Here is a 17722-nt window from a genome sequence, read left to right on the forward strand (position 1 = left end):
GGTTTAGCAGTAGTATTGGACATTCCCATTGAGACGGAACGCACACGTATGAATCTGATCCCTGCCGATCCGACACTGAGCGGCAAGCCCGCCAGGGCAAAACAGCCGGCCAAAGCGCCGGCTAAAGCCATGTCCGGAGCCGACGCAGGCGACAGCACCGCTTCCACCATCGCCTCATCCGCACCCGCTCCCATTCCCCCTGTGATTTCTTCGTCGCCCCTGGCCACGCCCACCCTGACCGCCGGCGTCGCCTCGGTAACGCATCTGACCGAAAAACTGGCCGAGTACATGACGGCCGCCGACCTGAAAAAGGTCAAGGAAGCCTACCGCTTCTCGGACGAGATGCACCTCGGGCAGGTGCGCAAATCGGGCGAGCCTTACATCTCGCATCCGATCGCCGTGGCCGAGATCTGCGCCGACTGGAAGCTGGACGCGCAGGCCATCATGGCGGCGCTGCTGCACGACGTGATGGAAGACCAGGACGTCAAGAAGGAAGAGCTGATCGAACGCTTCGGCGCGCCGGTGGCCAACCTGGTCGACGGCTTGTCCAAGCTGGAGAAGATCGAATTCCAGAGCCAGATCGAAGCGCAGGCGGAGAACTTCCGCAAGATGCTGCTGGCGATGGCGTCGGACGTGCGCGTGATCCTGATCAAGCTGGCCGACCGCCTGCACAATATGCGCACGATGGAGGTGATGGCGCCGGCCAAGAAGGCGCGCATCTCCAGCGAGACCATGGAAGTGTACGTGCCGATCGCGCACCGCCTTGGCCTGAACAATATCTACCGCGAACTGCAGGACCTGTCGTTCTCGCACCTGTACCCGCTGCGCTACCGCACGCTGGGCAAGGCCGTCAAGGCGGCGCGCGGCAACCGCCGCGAGGTGGTCAAGAAGATCCTGGAGTCGGTCAAGAACACGCTGGCGATGGCCGACATCGAGGCCGAGGTGTATGGCCGCGAGAAGACGCTGTACGGCATCTACAAGAAGATGCGCAGCAAGCACCTGTCGTTCTCGCAGGTGCTGGACGTGTACGGCTTCCGCGTGGTGGTCGACAGCTTCCCCAACTGCTATGTCGCGCTGGGCACGCTGCACTCGCTGTACAAGCCGATGCCGGGCAAGTTCAAGGACTACATCGCGATCCGCAAGTTGAACGGCTACCAGTCGCTGCACACCACGCTGATCGGCCCCTACGGCACGCCGGTCGAGTTCCAGATCCGCACCCAGGAAATGCACCGCACCGCCGAATCGGGCGTGGCCGCGCACTGGCTGTACAAGAACGGCGAAGCGAATATGTCGGACCTGCAGCAGCGCACCCACGCGTGGCTGCAATCGCTGCTCGACATCCAGCAGCAGACCGGCGACTCGGCCGAATTCCTGGAACACGTCAAGGTCGACCTGTTCCCGGACTCGGTGTATGTGTTCACGCCCAAATCGAAGATCATCGCGCTGCCGCGCGGCGCGACGCCGATCGACTTCGCGTATTCCATCCATACCGGCATCGGCGACCATACGGTGTCGGTGACGATCAACAACGAACCGGCCTCGCTGCGCACCGAACTGCGCAACGGCGACATCGTCGAGATCGTGACGGATTCGTCGTCGCGGCCCAGCCCGACATGGCTGTCGTTCGTCCGCACCGGCAAGGCCCGTTCGGCGATCCGCCATCACCTGCGCACCATCAACCTGCCGGAGTCGATCACGCTGGGCCAGCAGCTGCTGGCGCAGGCGCTGTCGTCGCTGGGCATGAAGGCCGAGCTGGAAGAACACCTGACCGAGCGCCTGCTGAACGAATCGAGCGCCAAGTCGCTGGACGAACTGTACGCCGACATCGGCATCGGCAAGCGCATGGCGGCGCTGGTGGCGCGGCACATCTTCGGCCTGCGCGGCGGCGAATCGGCCAGCGCGCCGGTCGACCACAACAGCGCGGCGGAACTCGATCCGGTCACCATCTGCGGCAGCGAAGGGGTGTCGGTGCAACTGGCGCCGTGCTGCCTGCCGATCCCGGGCGACTCGATCATCGGCCAGCTGCGCCGCGACCAGGGCTTGCTGGTGCATACCAGCGACTGCACGCTGGCCAAGCGCCAGAAGATCAAGGAGCCGGACCGCTGGATCGCGGTCAAGTGGGGCACGGAATTGAACCGCCGTTTCGACAGCCGCATCAAGCTGCTGATCAACAACGAGAAAGGCATCCTCGCCCGCGTGGCGGCGGAGATCGGCGAATCGGACGCCAACATCACCTACGTCGGCATGGACGAGGACAAGGAACACGTGCTGCACCAGCTGCGCTTCACCATCCAGGTGAAGGACCGCGTGCACCTGGCGGGCCTGCTGCGCAACGTGCGCCGCGTGGCCGGCGTCAACCGCATCCTGCGCGAGCGCAGCTGACCCCGTACCGCCACAACTACTTGTGCTCGAACGGATCGTACCAGTACGCCTTGTTGGCCAGCGGCGTTTGCGGCGACAGCAGCGGGTTGTCCAGCTTGAAGACGCGGCGCTTGCGCAGGCCGACCTTGTCGATCAGGCCGTCATAGAATTCGTGGAAAATCTGGTCGAAGCGGCCATCGGCGATCAGCATCTGCATGCCGTATTCCAGCCGCTGCGCCAGCCGGCGCTCGCCGCCGCCCAGGAAGAAGTAGCGCGGCGACGGCACATAGAGCGCAAAGCTGCTCTCCACGCTCAAACTGGGGAACGCCCCCACATAGGCGGCCTGCTCGTGCACCGCCTCGTCGATCGCGCGCGGAAAGTACTGGAAGCGGCCCGCCGCCAGCATGCCATGCAATCCCGCCGACGTGGTCCCCTCCACCACATGGAGGCCGGCCTGCTTGTACGAGGCGGTCAGGCTCCACTGCCGTCCCGACCCCAACGCCATCCCCTTGAGCTGGTCCAGCGTGCGCACCGCGCTGAACAAGTCCTGATTGCGGCTGTCGATCAGCGAGATGCGGTAGCACGAAATGCCCTTGTCGAGCGGGATGCGGATCGGGATCAGCTTTTGCTCCCACTCGCGCGATGTCACCTGCCCGCTCAGGTTGACCAGCTCCCCCTTGAGCATCTCCTGCAGCAGCCGGTCGCGCTCCATGCGCAGCGGCGCCACGCGCAGCTCATACGGGCCGTATCTGGCGCTCGACGCTTCCAGCGCCGCCGCCAGCAGGCGCTGGATGTGGCTGTCGTTATAGCTGGATTTGCTGGAGTTGAGGTCGATCGTGTAGACGTCGAGCGCGCGTGCCGTGCCAAGCCAGCCCAGCAGCGTCAGCAGGCACAGTCCGGCCCAGACTTTAATCGGCAGCCGGCGCAGGATAGCTCACCTCGAGGATGTCCAGCTGTTCCACGCCGTGCGGCGCCTGGAAGGTGATGGTGTCGCCCTCGCGCGCCTTGGTCAGCGCGCGCGCCACCGGCGCCACCCAGCTGATCTTGCCGTTCAGCGGATCGAGCTCGTCGATGCCGACGATGGTGATGGTGCGGGTTTCATCATGCTGGTTGCAGTAGGTGACGGTGGCGCCGAAAAACACCTGGTCGCTGCCGTGGTGCACACTGGGGTCGACGATGGCGGCCGAATCCATGCGCTTGGTCAGGAAGCGGATGCGGCGGTCGATCTCGCGCAGGCGCCGCTTGCCGTAGATGTAGTCGCCGTTTTCGGAACGGTCGCCGTTGGAGGCGGCCCAGTGCACGATGCGCACCACCTCCGGCCGGTCGACGTCGATCAGCTGCAGCAGCTCATCCTTGATGCGCTGGTAGCCTTCCGGCCGGATGTAGTTCTTCGCGCCAGCCGGGATCGCCAGGGCCAGCGCCGCGGCCTCGTCGTCATCGTCCTGGTCTGCTTCTTTGACAAATGCTTTATTCATACGGGCTATTGTAACGGCTTTCACGTATCATCATGACTAAGGAACAACGCTCCCATAATGAGACTATTTTACCGATTTCAACGCTGGCTGTTAGCACCCCTGGTGTACCTGGCCGCCCTGCTGTTGCTGCTGGAAGACTGGCTGTGGGACCTGGGCATGCGCCTGATGAGCCGGCTGGCGGCCTGGCCGCCGCTGCGCCGGCTGGAGGCCTGGATCTGCCGCCTCGGGCCTTATGCGGCGCTGGTGCTGTTCGTGCTGCCGGCCACGCTGCTGTTCCCGGTCAAGCTGCTGGCGCTGTGGGCGATGGCCAACGGCTATCCGCTGACCGGCTTGCTGGTCATCGTGCTGGCCAAGCTGGGCGGCGCGGCGGCGGTGGCGCGGCTGTACCTGCTGACGCGGCCGGTGCTGCTGACCATCGTCTGGTTCGCCGCCCTGCTGGCATGGTTCCTGGCGCTGAAGGCGCGCTGGATCGAACGGCTGCGCGCCACCGCCGCCTGGCGCGAAGTGAGCGCGCTGGCCCGGGCCTTCCGCCACTGGCGCCGGCACGCGGTGCCGCCGCCCGGCAGTTGGGTCGCGCGCTTCCGGCGCCTGCTGAAACGCTTCCGCGCCCGCTGGCGGGCTTGAATGACTACCGATAAAGAGAACATGACTGCGGCATCCCGATCACACAACGACAACACGGCGCTGGCGGCGGAACTGGAGCAGGTGCGCGCGCGCTTCGACGCCATCGTCTCCAACACGCCCGGCCTGGTGTTCCAGTTCGCGCTGCATGCCGATGGCAAGGTCAGCTTCCCCTACCTGAGCGACGGCTGCCAGGCCCTGCTCGGCCTGACCGCCGCCGAGCTGCACGGCCAGCCCGAGCGCTTCCTCGAACTGATCCTGCCGGACGACCGCAGGTCCTACCAGGAATCGATGCAGGCCTCGGCCTCGGCGCTGTGGAGCTGGAACTGGGAGGGCCGCATCTGGGTCGAGGCCTGGAAAGACGTCAAGTGGATCAACCTGCGCTGCACCCCGCACGCGCTGGCGGACGGCGCGGTGCGCTGGGACGGCATCATGACCAATATCAGCGAGAGCAAGCAGGAGCAGATGGAGGTGCGCCATTCGCGCGCCCGCCTGGCCGAGCTGAGCGCGCACACCGACCGCGTCAAGGAACAGGAGCGCACCCGTATCGCGCGCGAGATCCACGACGAGCTGGGCGGCAACCTGACCGCCATCAAGATGGCGGTGGCGATGCTGGCCGCGCGGCTGGAACACGACCCGGCGCTGCGCGACAAGACCGACTACGTCGACGCCCTGGTCGACCGCACCATCGAGGCCATCCACCGCATCTCGCTGGACCTGCGCCCCGCCCTGCTGGACCTGGGCCTGGTGGCGGCGCTGGAGTGGCAGGCCGGCGAATTCGCCAGGCAGACCGGGGTCGAGACCCAGTTCAGCGCCAACCAGCGCGAGGTCGACCTCGACAACGACCAGGCCACCGCGCTGTTCCGCATCGCCCAGGAGGCGCTGACCAATATCGCCAAGCACGCGCACGCCAGCCGGGTCAGCGTCAAGCTGGCGCGGCTGCGCCACCACGTCAGCCTGAAAATCAGCGACAACGGCGGCGGCATCCTCCCGTCCGACCGCAGCAAGCCCGCCTCCTTCGGCCTGCGCGGCATGGCCGAGCGGGCCCGCGCGCTGGGCGGAACGTTGACGCTGAGCCACGCCACCGGCGGCGGCACCGTGGTCTCGATCAAAATTAAGCGCGATACCGCACGCGAAGCCCTCATTGCAGCGGCCGCTGGCGCTACAATAGCTGGAGAAAACCTTTCCTCCACGAAATAATGTGCCATGGAGCACGTGGACGCGAAACAATAACAGGCCGTGAACCAGGGTTAGAGATTTACATGACAGAAAAAGCCACCATCAAGGTCTTCATCGCCGACGACCATGCCATCGTGCGGGAAGGCTTGAAGCAGATCCTGGCCGAGACGCGCGACATCGTCGTCGCCGGCGAGGCGGAAAACGGCCTGGACGCCATCAAGCTGTTCCGCAAGTCCGACTGCCAGGTGATGCTGCTCGACATTTCGATGCCGGACCGCAGCGGCATCGAGGTGCTCAAGCAGATCAAGAAGGAAAAGCCGGAGCTGGCGGTGCTGATGCTGTCCATGCACCGCGAGGACCAGTACGCGATCCGCTCGCTCAAGGCCGGCGCGGCCGGCTACCTGACCAAGCAGAGCGCCCCGCGCGAGCTGGTGACGGCGATCCGCCAGGTGGCCGGCGGCCTCAAGTACATCAGCGCGGCGCTGGCCCAGGAACTGGCCAACCACGTCGGCGACGACCACGAGGCGCCGCCGCACGACGCGCTGTCCGACCGCGAATACCAGACCTTGACCATGATCGCCTCCGGCAAGACGGTCGGCATGATCGCCAAGGAACTGTCGCTGTCGGTCAAGACCGTCAGCGAATACCGGGCCCGGCTGCTGGTCAAGATGAAGCTGAAAAACAGCGCCGAGCTGACCCATTACGCCATCAAGAACCAATTAATAGAATAAGCGCGCCGACCCGGGTAATATAGAGCCGGGCGCGCCCTGGCGCATGAAACTGGCTAAATACTAGTCGCGCGCGCACGGCATTGACGAAGTGAACACTTTTAATGCTTAGATGAAAGACGCCTTCCAGCCCCTTATTCACGCAATGCAGGCCAGGACGCGGGCTTATCATGATGGTAATGAGTAATCCCTAAACGAGGCCGCGTGCAATATGTCTAGCAAACCCACCACTCCCGAGCAGAATCCGGCCGAGATCGCGCGCGAGGCGTTCCGCCGCCTGGCCACGCGCCGCATCGCGCCGACGCCGGAAGCCTACCGCGACATCTACAACGAAATCGCCGGCATCGCCGCCGCGCCGCCCGCGCCGGCCGGCAGCGCCGATCCCGGCCCGGAATCGGTCTTGAGCCAGTTTGCCACCCGCCTGACCGAGAACACCGGCGACCTGGCCGACTTCGGCCGCCGCTTCAACCGCGCCGTCAAGTCGCGCGACTGGGACGGCTACGCCAAGACGCTGTCGCAGCTGGTGGAAAAGCACTTCGTCAGCCGGAAGGGCGGCATCGAAGTGGCCGGCCTGCCGGCCGACGACGAGCAGACCCGCACCCTGCGCGACCTGCTGAGCCGCACGCTGACCTTCGCCGTCGCCTCGCTGCTGTCCGGCGCGCCGGTGCTGGTGGCCGAGGCCGAATCGCTGGGCGCGGCCACCAAGCTGGCCCACAGCGAGGAGGCGCTGGCCGAGATCGCGCTGCGCCTCAAGCAGCTGTGCTTCCAGATCGAGCTGCGCGGCGGCGACTCCGGCGAGCAGCAGGAGTTGCTGCTGCGCCTGTTCAAGCTGCTGCTGGAAAACGTCAGCGAACTGCTGGACGACGACAGCTGGCTGCGCGGCCAGATCGAGGCGGTGCAAAACCTGATCGCCGGCCCGCTCGACGTGCGCGCGCTGGAGGAAGCCACGCGCAGCCTGAAGGAAGTGATCTACAAGCAGGGCCAGCTCAAGCACAGCCTGTCGGACGTCAAGCTCACCGTCAAGAACATGATGATGACCTTCATCGACCGCCTCGGCCAGGTGGCGGCCTCGACCGGCGACTTCCACGAGAAGATCGGCGGCTACTCGGAAAAGATCAGCAAGGCCGACAATATCGCCGAACTCAACAACATCCTCGACGAAGTGCTGAAGGAAACCCGCATCGTCCAGAGCGAAGCCCTGAAGGCGCGCGACAAGATGGTGCTGGCGCGCCAGGAAGTGCAGGACGCCGAGAACCGCATTCACACGTTGGAGGCCAAGCTGCAGCATTTGAGCGAGCTGGTGCGCGAAGACCAGCTGACCGGCAGCCTGAATCGCCGCGGCCTGGACGACGTGTTCGAGCGCGAGACCGCGCGCGCCGACCGCCGCGGCACGCCGCTGTGCATCGCCATCCTCGACCTCGACGATTTCAAGAAGCTCAACGACACCTACGGCCACATCGCCGGCGACGCCGCGCTCAAGCACCTGGTCAAGATCGTCAAGGACACGCTGCGCTCGATGGACGTGATCGCCCGCTTCGGCGGCGAGGAATTCCTGATCCTGATGCCGGAAACCTCGGTCGAGGCGGCCGCCAGCACGATGACCCGGCTGCAGCGCGAGCTGACCAAGCACTTCTTCCTGCACGACAACGAGAAAGTCTTGATCACCTTCTCGGCCGGCGTCGCGCTGCGCCGCCCCAACGAAGAGCAGACCGAGCTGGTCAAGCGCGCCGACAAGGCCATGTACACGGCCAAGCAGACCGGCAAGAACCGGGTGGTGGTGGCCGAATAAGCCGCCGCCCCTGCTGTTGGTCTCCAGCCCGGCGCCCGCCGGGCTTTTTTTTCGCCAAAATCAGGGTGGAAATATATTTATTTTCACCCTAAAGATTTCCGCATCGCGGTCGTTTAGACGGGAACGCGGGGCGAACTTGAGGGCGAAATAATAAAATATACCCCTGTTTCCCACCCTAAATTTTCCCGCTGGGCAACCGTTAGTAGCTACAACTGCGGTTTGATTGTCTCGGAACACGGAGGCAGACCAAGGGGAACTGAGGCAACCCGCCCACAATGAAGCACCAGTTTGGAGAAACATCATGGCACAAGTCATTAACACTAATATTGCATCGCTGAATTCGCAACGTAACCTGACCACCTCGCAAGCCAACCTGTCGACCTCGCTGCAACGCCTGTCTTCGGGCCTGCGCATCAACAGCGCCAAGGACGACGCCGCCGGTCTGGCCATTTCCGAGCGTTTCACGTCGCAGATTCGCGGCAATACCACGGCTGCGCGTAACGCCAACGACGGTATCTCGCTGGCTCAAACGGCCGAGGGTGGCTTGAGCACCGCCGGCGACCTGCTGCAGCGTATCCGCGAACTGGCAGTCCAGTCCGCCAACGGCACCAACTCCGATTCCGACCGCAAATCGATCCAGGGCGAGGTTTCCGCTCTGTCGCAGGAACTGGACCGTGTGGCCAACACCACCCAGTTCAACGGCCAGAACGTGCTGGACGGCTCGCTGACCTCGGCCCAGTTCCAGGTCGGCGCCAACTCGGGCCAGACCATCAACGTCGGCGTGCAAAGCGCCCGCGCCACCGACATCGGCAACAACACGTCGACCTCGGCCTACGGCGGCACCGTGATTTCGGAAGCCATCGCCGGTAACAAGAACAACGTCGGCGCCGAGACTCTGACCCTGAACTCCGGTTCCGGCGTCACCACCAACATTGACGTCAAAGCCAACGACAGCGCCAAGGTCATCGCTTCGGCCATCAATGGCCAGAGCAGCAGCAGCGGCGTGACCGCCAGCGCGACCACCACCGCCACCCTGTCGGGCCTGACCGACGGCTCCTACCAGTTCGCACTGCGCGGCGCCAACTCGGTTGCCAACGACAAGGAATCGAAAGCGGTCACCATCGCAGCACAAGTCAAAGGTGGCGACCTGTCGTCGCTGGCCCAGGCGATCAACGCCCAGTCCGGCACCACCAACATCAGCGCCGCCATCAAGACCAACGCTGCGGGCACCGGCAAGGAAATCGTCCTGACCAACAATGCCGGCGACGACATCCAAGTGCAGAACACCAACACCGCAGCTGACGACGCGCTGGACACGGCGGGCATCCGCGGTGCCGACAAGCCAGCCTCGGGCAGCACCGCGGCCGTCATCCCGACGCCGATCACGATCGGCGCCGGCGGCGCTGCGGACACCGTGGACAACTCGGGTCCGACCCCGGTCGTCAATGCCGGCGTCGGCGCCAGCGTCACCGTCGGTGGCCACCTGGACTTCTCGTCGGACAATGGTTTCTCGCTCAGCTCGACCGGCACCAGCATCGTCGCCGCAACCGTCGCCAGCTCGCTGCAATCGGTCGCCAAACTGGACGTCAGCAGCGTGGCAGGCTCGAACGCCGCACTGAAAACCATCGACTCGGCCCTGAACCAGATCAACAGCAACCGCGCGTCGCTGGGTGCGATCCAGAACCGTTTCGCCTCGACCATTTCGAACTTGAACACGACCACGGAAAACTTGTCTGCTTCCCGTAGCCGCATTCAGGATACCGACTTCGCCGCAGAAACCGCGAGCCTGACCCGCGGCCAGATCCTGCAACAAGCCGGTACCGCGATCTTGGCCCAGGCCAACTCGCTGCCGAACGGCGTGCTGTCGCTGCTGCGTGGCTAAAATCCGGGGATGAGACGGCGCCCAAAGCGCCGCTTTAACCAGGTTCCCCGGCTGATTTCATCAGTCGGGGATTTTTCACAAAGGAAGCCATCATGACTATCGATACCATAGGCTCGGCCACCACGGCCCGCCCCGCCGACCGGGCTCCGGTCAGCACCGACGCCGCCGCCGCCCAGGGCGCCGCGCGCGCGCCGGCCACCGCCGTCGAGACCGCCGCCGCGGTGAAGGCGCCGTCCGCGACGCCGTCGCTGGAGCAGGTCAACGAAGCGGTGTCGCAGCTCAACAAGTCGGTCCAGGCCAAGTCGCAGGGGCTGGAGTTTTCGGTCGACAGCGACAGCAAGCGCACCGTGGTCAAGGTGGTCGACCAGACCACCAAGGAAGTGCTGCGCCAGATTCCGACGCCGGAGGCGCTGGAAATCGCCAAATCGCTGGAATCGAAATCCGGCACCGGCTTGCTGATCCAGCAAACCGCCTGAAGCGGCCGCGCCTGGCGCGCGCCGCTTTTTCTCTTCTGATGGCATCCTGTTCCGGGAGCGCCGCCCTCTCCAGTCTCGCGGGCCACGCCCGGCGCCGGACCCACGCTGGACTCGCCACTGCCTGTTTTTTCAGCTTTCGCCGAACAGGCCGGTATTCTCCCCTCTCAAGTCCGGTTTGATTCTGCCGATATTGTCTTATATTATTGCTTTACTTAGGAGCACATCGTGGGCCTCTCTTCTCCCGGCATCGGTTCAGGCATCGACGTCAACACCATCGTCAGCAAGCTGATGGCGGTCGAGTCCGCGCCGCTGGCGGACTTCGATAAAAAGTCGGCCAGTTATCTGTCGCAAGTGTCCGCGTTCGGCAACCTGTCGAGCGCGTTGGGTGCGTTCCAGGGCTCGCTGTCCGGCCTGACCTCGCTGTCGAATTTCCAGGCCCTGAGCAGCACACCCAGCGATACCAGCGTCCTGACCGCCACCGCCACCTCGGCCGCGCAGCCCGGCAGCTACCGGGTCAACATCACCCAGATCGCCCAGGCGCAGACGCTGGCCTCGGCGGGATACAAGAGCACCACGGCGGCGATCGGCCTGGGCGCCAAGACCACCATTAACTTCTCGCTGGGCACGGTCAGCGGCGGCAGCTTTGGCCTCACCGGCGGCGCCCTGGGCGCCAGCCTGAGCACAGGCGGCCTGACGCCCGGCGCGCTGAGCATCAACAACACCGCGATCGCCACCGACGGCACCACCCGCAGCGCGCGCCTGCTGGCCGACGCCATCAACGCCAAGAGCGGCACCACCGGCGTCTCGGCCAAGGCCTCGGCCACGGTCACCAGCGCCACCCTGTTCGGCGCCGGCGGCGTCTCCAGCTTCGGCGACATCGACACCAGCGGCGGCGGCACCTATTCGCTGTCGGTGGCCGGCGTGGAAATCGCCGCCCAGGCCACCGGCGTGGCCGCCGGTGGCCCCGGCGGCGTGACCGCCGCCTCGCTGGACGCCGCGCTGACCGGCAACACGGCCGTGGCGCGCGCGCTGGCCGACGCCAACATCACCGTCACCGGCACCGCGGCCGGCGGCGACCTGCAATTCACCAATGCCGACGGCAGCAACATCGCCATCGCCGAAGCGGTCAGCGGCACGGTCACCGGGGGCGTCGGCAACAGCGGCGCCGCCAACATCGGCTCGAGCACCACCGCAATCGGCTCGATCTCGCTGATCTCGGCCGACGGCAGCCCGATCACCGTCGGCGGCACCAACCCGGCCGGCGCCGGCCTGACTGCCGGCGTCGGCGGCGCCTACCTCGGCGCCGGCTTTGCCGCCGACTCGTCACGCACCAGCGGCAACATCGTCATCGACAGCTCGAACAACACGATGCAGGGCATCATCGATGCCATCAACAAGGGCAACTTTGGCGTCACCGCCAGCGTTGTGTCGGACGGCAGCACCGGCGCCAATGCCACGCCCAACCACCTGATCCTGACCTCGACCGCGACCGGCGCCAGCTCGACGATGAAAATCACGCTGTCTGGCTCCGGCGGCAATCCACCCGATGCGGACCTGGTCGCGCTGCTGGGCTATGACCCGGGCGGCGTGCAGAACCTGTCGCAGAAGGCCGCCGCCGCCGACACCCTGGCCACCGTCAACGGCATCGCCGTGACCAGCCCCAGCACCGGCATCAGCGGCGCCATCGCCGGCGTGACCATCAGTGCGCTCAAGGCCGGCAGCTCCACGATCACGGTGGCCACCGACAGCTCTTCGCTGACCGGCTCGGTCAACGCCTTCGTCAAGGCCTACAACGACCTCAACACGCAGATTGCGTCGTTAGGCGCCTATGATCCCGACACCAAGACCGGCGGCCCGCTACTGGGCGACTCAACGCTGCGCAACCTGCAGGCATCGATCCGGCGCCAGCTGTCAACCTCGATCACCGGCCTGCAGGGCACTTCGCTGACCAGCCTGTCGCAGATCGGCATTGCCTTCCAGAAAGACGGCACGCTCAGCCTGGACACCAGCAAGTTGCAAAAGGCCATCACCAACAACTTCAAGGACATTCCCGGCCTGTTCGCGGCGGTCGGCCGCGGCACCGATCCGGACATCGTGTTTGCCAGCTCCACCGCCAAGACCAAGGCCGGCGACTACGCGATCAATATCACCCAGCTGGCCAGCAAAGGCACGCTGGCCGGCACCACGGTGCTGCCGGCGGAAACGGTGATCGACAGCGACACCACCTGGACCGTGACACTGAACGACACCACGCCAGCCACGCTGTCCAACACCGCCACGATCACGCTGCCGGCCGGCAGCTACAACCCCAGCCAGCTGGCAACGCTGCTGCAATCGACGATCAACGGCGTCGGCGCGTTTGCCACCGCCGGCGCCACCGTCACCGCCACCGTCGGCGACGACGGCAAACTGCAATTGGCGTCGACCCGCTACGGCTCCAAGTCGAATATCCACATCAGCAGCGCCACCGGGACCGACATCTCGGCGGTGTTCGGCACCGGCGCCTCGGTGGATGGCGTGGACGTGGCCGGCACCATCGGCGGCTACACCGCCACCGGCGACGGCCAGTCGCTGACCGGCGCCCCCGGCGCGCCCGTGGACGGGCTGAAACTGACGATCACCGGCGACACCATCGGCTCGCGCGGCACCTTCGGCTTCTCGCAGGGTTACGCCTACCAGCTCAACACCTTAGCTGCGGGCTACCTGGGCAGCACCGGCGCGATCGCCAGCCGCACCACCGGCCTGAACACGACAGTCAAGGACATCACCAAGCAGCGCGACGCCTTCAGCGCGCGGCTGACCGACATCGAGGCGCGCTACCGCGCCCAGTACACGGCGCTCGACACCTCGATCGCCAGCATGAATACCACCGCGTCATTCTTGACGCAACAGTTCGCGGCGATGGCCAAGGCCTAAGCCGCAGACGCTTTAACAGGAGACAGAGTATGTTCGGATCTCGACAAACTGGCGTGCACGCCTATGCCAAGGTTGGCATGGAAACCGGCGTGGTCGCCGCCAGTCCCCACAAGCTGATCGTGATGCTGTTCGACGGCGCACTGGTGGCGCTGAACGGCGCCCTCAACGGCATCCGCAGCGGCAACATCGGCGAGAAGGGCAAATCGATCTCCAAGGCCATCATGATCATCGACAGCGGCCTGCGCGCCGCGCTCGACAAAAAGGCGGGCGGCGAGATCGCCGAGGGCCTCGATGCGCTGTACGAATACATGAGCGGCCGCCTGCTGACGGCCAACATCAACAACGACCCGGCGATCCTGGAAGAAGTGCAGCGTTTGCTGACCGAGTTGCGCGACGCCTGGAATGCGATCGCCGACACCCCCGCCGCCACCGGCGTCAACCAACCCAATCTCGCGAGCGCCTGATCCATGATGACGATTCAAGATGTTTTATCCGTGTACGCCGCGATGGCCGACCTGACCGAGCAGATGGTGCAAGCGGCCAGCCGCAGCGACTGGGACGCGCTGGTGTTGCTGGAGCAGCGCTGCGCCGCCCACGTGCAGACGCTGCGCGCGCAGGAGCCGCAGCAGCCGATGCACGGCGCCGACCGCGAACGCAAGATCGAACTGATACGCCAGATGCTCAACGCCGATCGCCAGATCCGCGACCTGACCATGCCATGGATGGAGCAACTGTCCAAGCTGATCAACTCCACCGGCACTGAACGGCGCGTGATTAACGCCTACGGCAGCGTCTAAAGCAGGCGCGCGCCATGCTGCCGCGCCTGGACGCCGCCACCGTGACGCCGCTGACCCCGGCGGACGGCGTCGGTGCAGGCGTCGCCATCGGCGACGGCCGCCAGGCGGCCTTCCAGCGCGCGCTGCAGGGACTGGTCGGGCAAACCGTCACCGCCGAGGTGATGTCCAGGCTCAAGGATGGCAGCTACCTGGTCAAGGTGGCCGACAACGCGGTGCGCATGATGCTGCCGCCCGGCACCGAGGTCGGCGCCGACGTGCCGCTCACCGTGCTGAGCGCCAATCCGCGTCCCACCTTCCAGGTCGGTAACGGCACGCCCGGCGGCAGCGCCACCCTGGTGTATGCCGACACCGGCGCCGCCGGCGGCGATCCGGCCGCGCCGCTGCCCTCGCAAGGATCGGCCGTCTATGTGCCCGGCAGCGGCAAGCCTTCCGCCGCCGCCCCGCCGGGCTGGCCCGGCGCCGCGCCCGGCACGCCGGCCGGCGCCGGCCCGGAGAGCGCCGCCGGCGGCGATCCGGCCCTGCCCGGCCAGGCCAAACCCGCCGTCGCCGCCCCCGACAATCCAGCGACACCGGCCGGCGCCTGTCCCGGCCCGCCGACCGGCGCGGACGCGGCCGATGCCGCGCCCGCCGGCCAGCCGGCGCGCCCCGCAACCGCCGCCGGCGCCGCGGCTGGCGCACCGGCCGCCTATCCCGCCGCGCTGCCGACGCCGTCCGCCGGCCAAGCCGCCGCCGCGACCGCCCTGGCTGCCGGCGCCGCCGGTTCGGCGGTCCCGGCCGATGCCGTCAAACCGCAAAGCCTGGCCGCCACCTTGCTGGGCAAGGCGCCGCTGACGCCGTCCAACGAACTGCCCGACCTCGATCCGAACACGCCGCTGCCGACGCTGAGCAGCACCGCCCGCGTGCTGACCACGGTGCTGGGCACGGCCCAGGCCGGCCAGTCGGCGCAGCTGGCCCTGGTCGGCAAGACCGCGCTGTTCGGCAATGCCGCGCCGGACGCCGGCCAGCTGGCGCAAAAGCTGCACGACACCATCTCGCAAAGCGGCCTGTTCTACGAATCCCACGTCACCGAATGGGTCAAGGGCGAACGCACCCTGCCCGAGCTGATGCGCGAGCCGCAGATGCAGCGCTTGATGCAAGGCGGCGAGAGCGCCGCCCGCGCCGCCGCCAGCGGTCCCGACCTGACCGCCGCGCAACTGATCAACCAGCAGCTGCACACGCAGGAACAGGGCCGGGTGCAATGGAACGGCCAGGCGTGGCCGGGCCAGGCCATGCAATGGGAAATCCGCCGCGAGCAGCGCGAAGGCCGCAAGGACGACGGCGGCGGCGGCGGCGAGGCCGAGCCGGAGCAGGTCTGGCGCAGCGGCGTGCGCTTCCGCTTCCCGATGCTGGGCGCGGTGTCGGCCTCGGTCACGCTGGTCGGCGGCCAGGTCCACATCCAGGTGCAGGCCGACAGCGACGACACCGCCACCACGCTGCGCGCCTATGCCGGCCGGCTGGAGGGCGCGATGGAGGCGGCCGGCGCGCCGCTGTCCTCGCTGACCATCAGCCAGGAGGCGCGCGATGACGGATGACGCCCCACGCCGGCCGCTGCAGCAGGCGGTGGCCCTGGCCTACCAGACCGGCGCCCCGGCACCCAAGGTGGTGGCCAAGGGCCGCGGCCTGGTGGCCGAGCAGATCATCAACGTCGCCCAGGAGGCAGGCGTGTTCATCCATGAGTCCAGGGAACTTGTCTCTTTACTGATGGATATTGATCTAGACCAACAAATTCCGCCCACGCTGTATCGTACGATTGCGGAACTGTTGGCCTGGCTATATCATATTGAATCAGCGCAAAAGTCCGGCCTGGCGCTCCCGGCGCCGCCGGACACCAGCATCCCCTTGACCGAAATTTGACTCGAACTGGCAACAGATGTACCCACACTTTCAGGATGCGGAATTGGAAAACTGGCACGATTTTGAAGTCGAATCACGAAAGGAGATTTTCTCCCTGCTGCGCGGCATCGGCGAAAAAAACCAGTTAATCCGCATGCTGATCCAGGGCGAAGCGGACGTCTGCGTGACCTCGATCCTGGACGTGGACGAGCACAGCCGGACCGTGATCCTCGACTGCTCGATCGACAAGGAGCAGAACAAGCGCATCCTGGCCTCGCGCCGGCTGTCGTTCGAAACCACGCTGGACAAGGTGCGCATCCTGTTCGCCGCCGCCCATATCGAATCGACCACGTTCGAAGGCAACCCGGCGTTCAAGATCGACATCCCGGACACGCTGATCCGACTGCAGCGGCGCGAGTTCTACCGCATCGCCACGCCGGTCACCAACCCGGTGCGGGTGGTGATCCCGCTGCCTGCCGAGCTGGGCGGCACCACCACCTTCCCGCTGGCCGACATCAGCTGCGGCGGGATCGCCATCCTGGACAATAAAATGATCTTGGGCGACTCGATCGGCAAGAACTATGCGGATTGCCTGATCGACCTGCCGGAAATCGGCCAGGTGGCCACGGCGCTGCAGGTGCGCAACTCGCTCGACCTGACCTTGCTCAACAACAAGACCAACCGCCGCCTGGGCTGCGAATTCGTCAACATCTCGCGCGGCATGCTGGCCTATGTGCAGCGCTACATCACCAAGCTGGAACGCGAACGCAACGCCCGCATCGCCGGCCTCAGCTAATCAAAGCATGCAAATCGCCACCATCATCAGCCTGGCCGGCACGGTCACGTGCGCCGGTCTGTTCGCCAAGCAGCGCAATTGGGTACTGGCGGCGGCCTTCGTCTTCGCCACCGCCTACACGTTCATGGACCGGGTGATGCACATCCCCGGCGTGCCGCCGATCGCGGTGACCGCCTGCGCCTGGCTGTTCTTCGCGCTGCTGGCGGTGGAAACGCTGCGCAAGGTCGTGCTGAAGTAAGGCGGGGTCCGTTTGTCGGAACTGCCCCCGCTTTTTAGACCTGCATGTTCATGATGTCGTGGTAGGCCGAGACCAGCTTGTTGCGCACCTGGATGGTGGCCTGGAAGTTGATGCTGGCTTTCTGCATCGAGATCATCATGTCCGACAGGCTGACGCTATCGTCGCCCATCGCGAATTTCTTGCTCATGCCGTCGGCCTCGACCTGGCTGGCGTTGACCGCGTCCAGCGACTTCTTCAGCGCGTCCGAAAACTCCGCCTTGGGCGCGGCCGGCGCTTCGGTCTGGATCACCGGCGGCGTCAGGCTCGGGCGCGTGGCGTGCGCCTTCAATTGCGCGATCATCGCCTGGATCTGGCTGCTGTCGATTCCACCTGTTCTCATCTCTCACTCCCGTCTTGTTGCTGTCATGGAACAAATTCCACGACATGGCCGAGCGTGGCGTTACAATACGGCACGGCTCTATCAGTGCTGACAGAATACCAAGGGGAAGGCCAGCCCACAGGACCGAGCAGGACCGTAAACGGCGCTCTGTTCCGGGCATTGACCGGCCCGGAAACGCGCAATAATGGCCCATTCCTACCAGAACCCACCGGA

The 17722-nt window shown here is 65.8% G+C and carries 17 protein-coding genes; 14 read left to right on the plus strand and 3 right to left on the minus strand.

Features of this window, described 5'->3' with window-relative positions; all coding sequences use genetic code 11:
* Positions 1–48: 48 nt before the first annotated feature.
* The gene (locus ACEN9F_RS11480; protein WP_413420148.1) at positions 49–2382 is read left to right on the plus strand and encodes a RelA/SpoT family protein; all 2334 of its coding nucleotides are present in this window, start codon (positions 49–51) and stop codon (positions 2380–2382) included.
* A gap of 16 nt (positions 2383–2398) precedes the next feature.
* On the opposite strand, the gene ACEN9F_RS11485 is transcribed toward ACEN9F_RS11480, so the two are convergent.
* Both ACEN9F_RS11485 and greB read right to left on the minus strand, forming a co-directional pair.
* Positions 2399–3088 (minus strand): hypothetical protein, encoded by a 690-nt coding sequence (locus ACEN9F_RS11485; protein WP_413420149.1) that lies wholly within the window; start codon positions 3086–3088, stop codon positions 2399–2401.
* A 181-nt stretch (positions 3089–3269) separates the two neighbouring features.
* Positions 3270–3836, minus strand: a complete 567-nt coding sequence (greB, locus tag ACEN9F_RS11490; protein WP_413420150.1) for a transcription elongation factor GreB — start codon at positions 3834–3836, stop codon at positions 3270–3272.
* 57 nt (positions 3837–3893) lie between these two features.
* Here greB and ACEN9F_RS11495 point away from each other — a divergent pair, with 57 nt between their 5' ends.
* The 13 genes from ACEN9F_RS11495 (at position 3894) to ACEN9F_RS11555 (ending at position 17130) form a co-directional block, all read left to right on the plus strand.
* A complete protein-coding gene (locus ACEN9F_RS11495; protein WP_413420151.1) occupies positions 3894–4460 on the plus strand; it encodes a hypothetical protein in 567 nt (188 codons plus the stop codon).
* A 21-nt stretch (positions 4461–4481) separates the two neighbouring features.
* Positions 4482–5657: an ATP-binding protein gene (locus ACEN9F_RS11500; protein ID WP_413427038.1), complete on the plus strand. Its 1176-nt coding sequence runs from the start codon at positions 4482–4484 to the stop codon at positions 5655–5657.
* Positions 5658–5719: 62 nt separating this feature from the next.
* Positions 5720–6367, plus strand: a complete 648-nt coding sequence (locus ACEN9F_RS11505) for a response regulator (RefSeq protein ID WP_413420152.1) — start codon at positions 5720–5722, stop codon at positions 6365–6367.
* Between the two features lie 208 nt (positions 6368–6575).
* Positions 6576–8153 carry a GGDEF domain-containing protein gene (locus tag ACEN9F_RS11510; protein WP_413420153.1) on the plus strand — a complete coding sequence of 526 codons (1578 nt, stop codon included), beginning with the start codon at positions 6576–6578 and terminating at the stop codon, positions 8151–8153.
* Positions 8154–8454: 301 nt separating this feature from the next.
* Positions 8455–10035 carry a flagellin gene (locus ACEN9F_RS11515; protein WP_413420154.1) on the plus strand — a complete coding sequence of 527 codons (1581 nt, stop codon included), beginning with the start codon at positions 8455–8457 and terminating at the stop codon, positions 10033–10035.
* Positions 10036–10127: 92 nt separating this feature from the next.
* Positions 10128–10511, plus strand: coding sequence for a flagellar protein FlaG (locus ACEN9F_RS11520; RefSeq protein ID WP_413420155.1), 384 nt, complete (start codon positions 10128–10130; stop codon positions 10509–10511).
* Positions 10512–10736: 225 nt separating this feature from the next.
* Positions 10737–13427 carry a flagellar filament capping protein FliD gene (gene fliD, locus ACEN9F_RS11525; RefSeq protein WP_413420156.1) on the plus strand — a complete coding sequence of 897 codons (2691 nt, stop codon included), beginning with the start codon at positions 10737–10739 and terminating at the stop codon, positions 13425–13427.
* Between the two features lie 29 nt (positions 13428–13456).
* The gene (gene fliS, locus ACEN9F_RS11530) at positions 13457–13891 is read left to right on the plus strand and encodes a flagellar export chaperone FliS (protein ID WP_413420157.1); all 435 of its coding nucleotides are present in this window, start codon (positions 13457–13459) and stop codon (positions 13889–13891) included.
* A 3-nt stretch (positions 13892–13894) separates the two neighbouring features.
* The gene (locus tag ACEN9F_RS11535; RefSeq protein WP_413420158.1) at positions 13895–14224 is read left to right on the plus strand and encodes a flagellar protein FliT; all 330 of its coding nucleotides are present in this window, start codon (positions 13895–13897) and stop codon (positions 14222–14224) included.
* A gap of 14 nt (positions 14225–14238) precedes the next feature.
* Entirely contained in the window at positions 14239–15795 is a 1557-nt protein-coding gene (locus ACEN9F_RS11540) for a flagellar hook-length control protein FliK (protein ID WP_413420159.1), read from the plus strand.
* Positions 15785–16117: an EscU/YscU/HrcU family type III secretion system export apparatus switch protein gene (locus tag ACEN9F_RS11545; RefSeq protein WP_413420160.1), complete on the plus strand. Its 333-nt coding sequence runs from the start codon at positions 15785–15787 to the stop codon at positions 16115–16117. The genes ACEN9F_RS11540 and ACEN9F_RS11545 overlap by 11 nt, the downstream gene beginning before the upstream one ends.
* Positions 16118–16133: 16 nt before the next feature.
* On the plus strand, positions 16134–16892 hold the full coding sequence (locus tag ACEN9F_RS11550; RefSeq protein ID WP_413420161.1) for a flagellar brake protein: 759 nt from the start codon (positions 16134–16136) through the stop codon (positions 16890–16892).
* 7 nt (positions 16893–16899) lie between these two features.
* Entirely contained in the window at positions 16900–17130 is a 231-nt protein-coding gene (locus tag ACEN9F_RS11555) for a hypothetical protein (protein WP_413420162.1), read from the plus strand.
* Between the two features lie 34 nt (positions 17131–17164).
* Here the strand turns inward: ACEN9F_RS11555 and fliE are convergent, their stop codons facing one another.
* Positions 17165–17509, minus strand: a complete 345-nt coding sequence (fliE, locus tag ACEN9F_RS11560) for a flagellar hook-basal body complex protein FliE (RefSeq protein ID WP_413420163.1) — start codon at positions 17507–17509, stop codon at positions 17165–17167.
* Positions 17510–17722 lie beyond the last annotated feature (213 nt).

The organism is Duganella sp. CT11-25, assembly GCF_047302815.1.
In the GTDB taxonomy this organism is placed as follows: Bacteria; Pseudomonadota; Gammaproteobacteria; order Burkholderiales; family Burkholderiaceae_D; genus Rugamonas.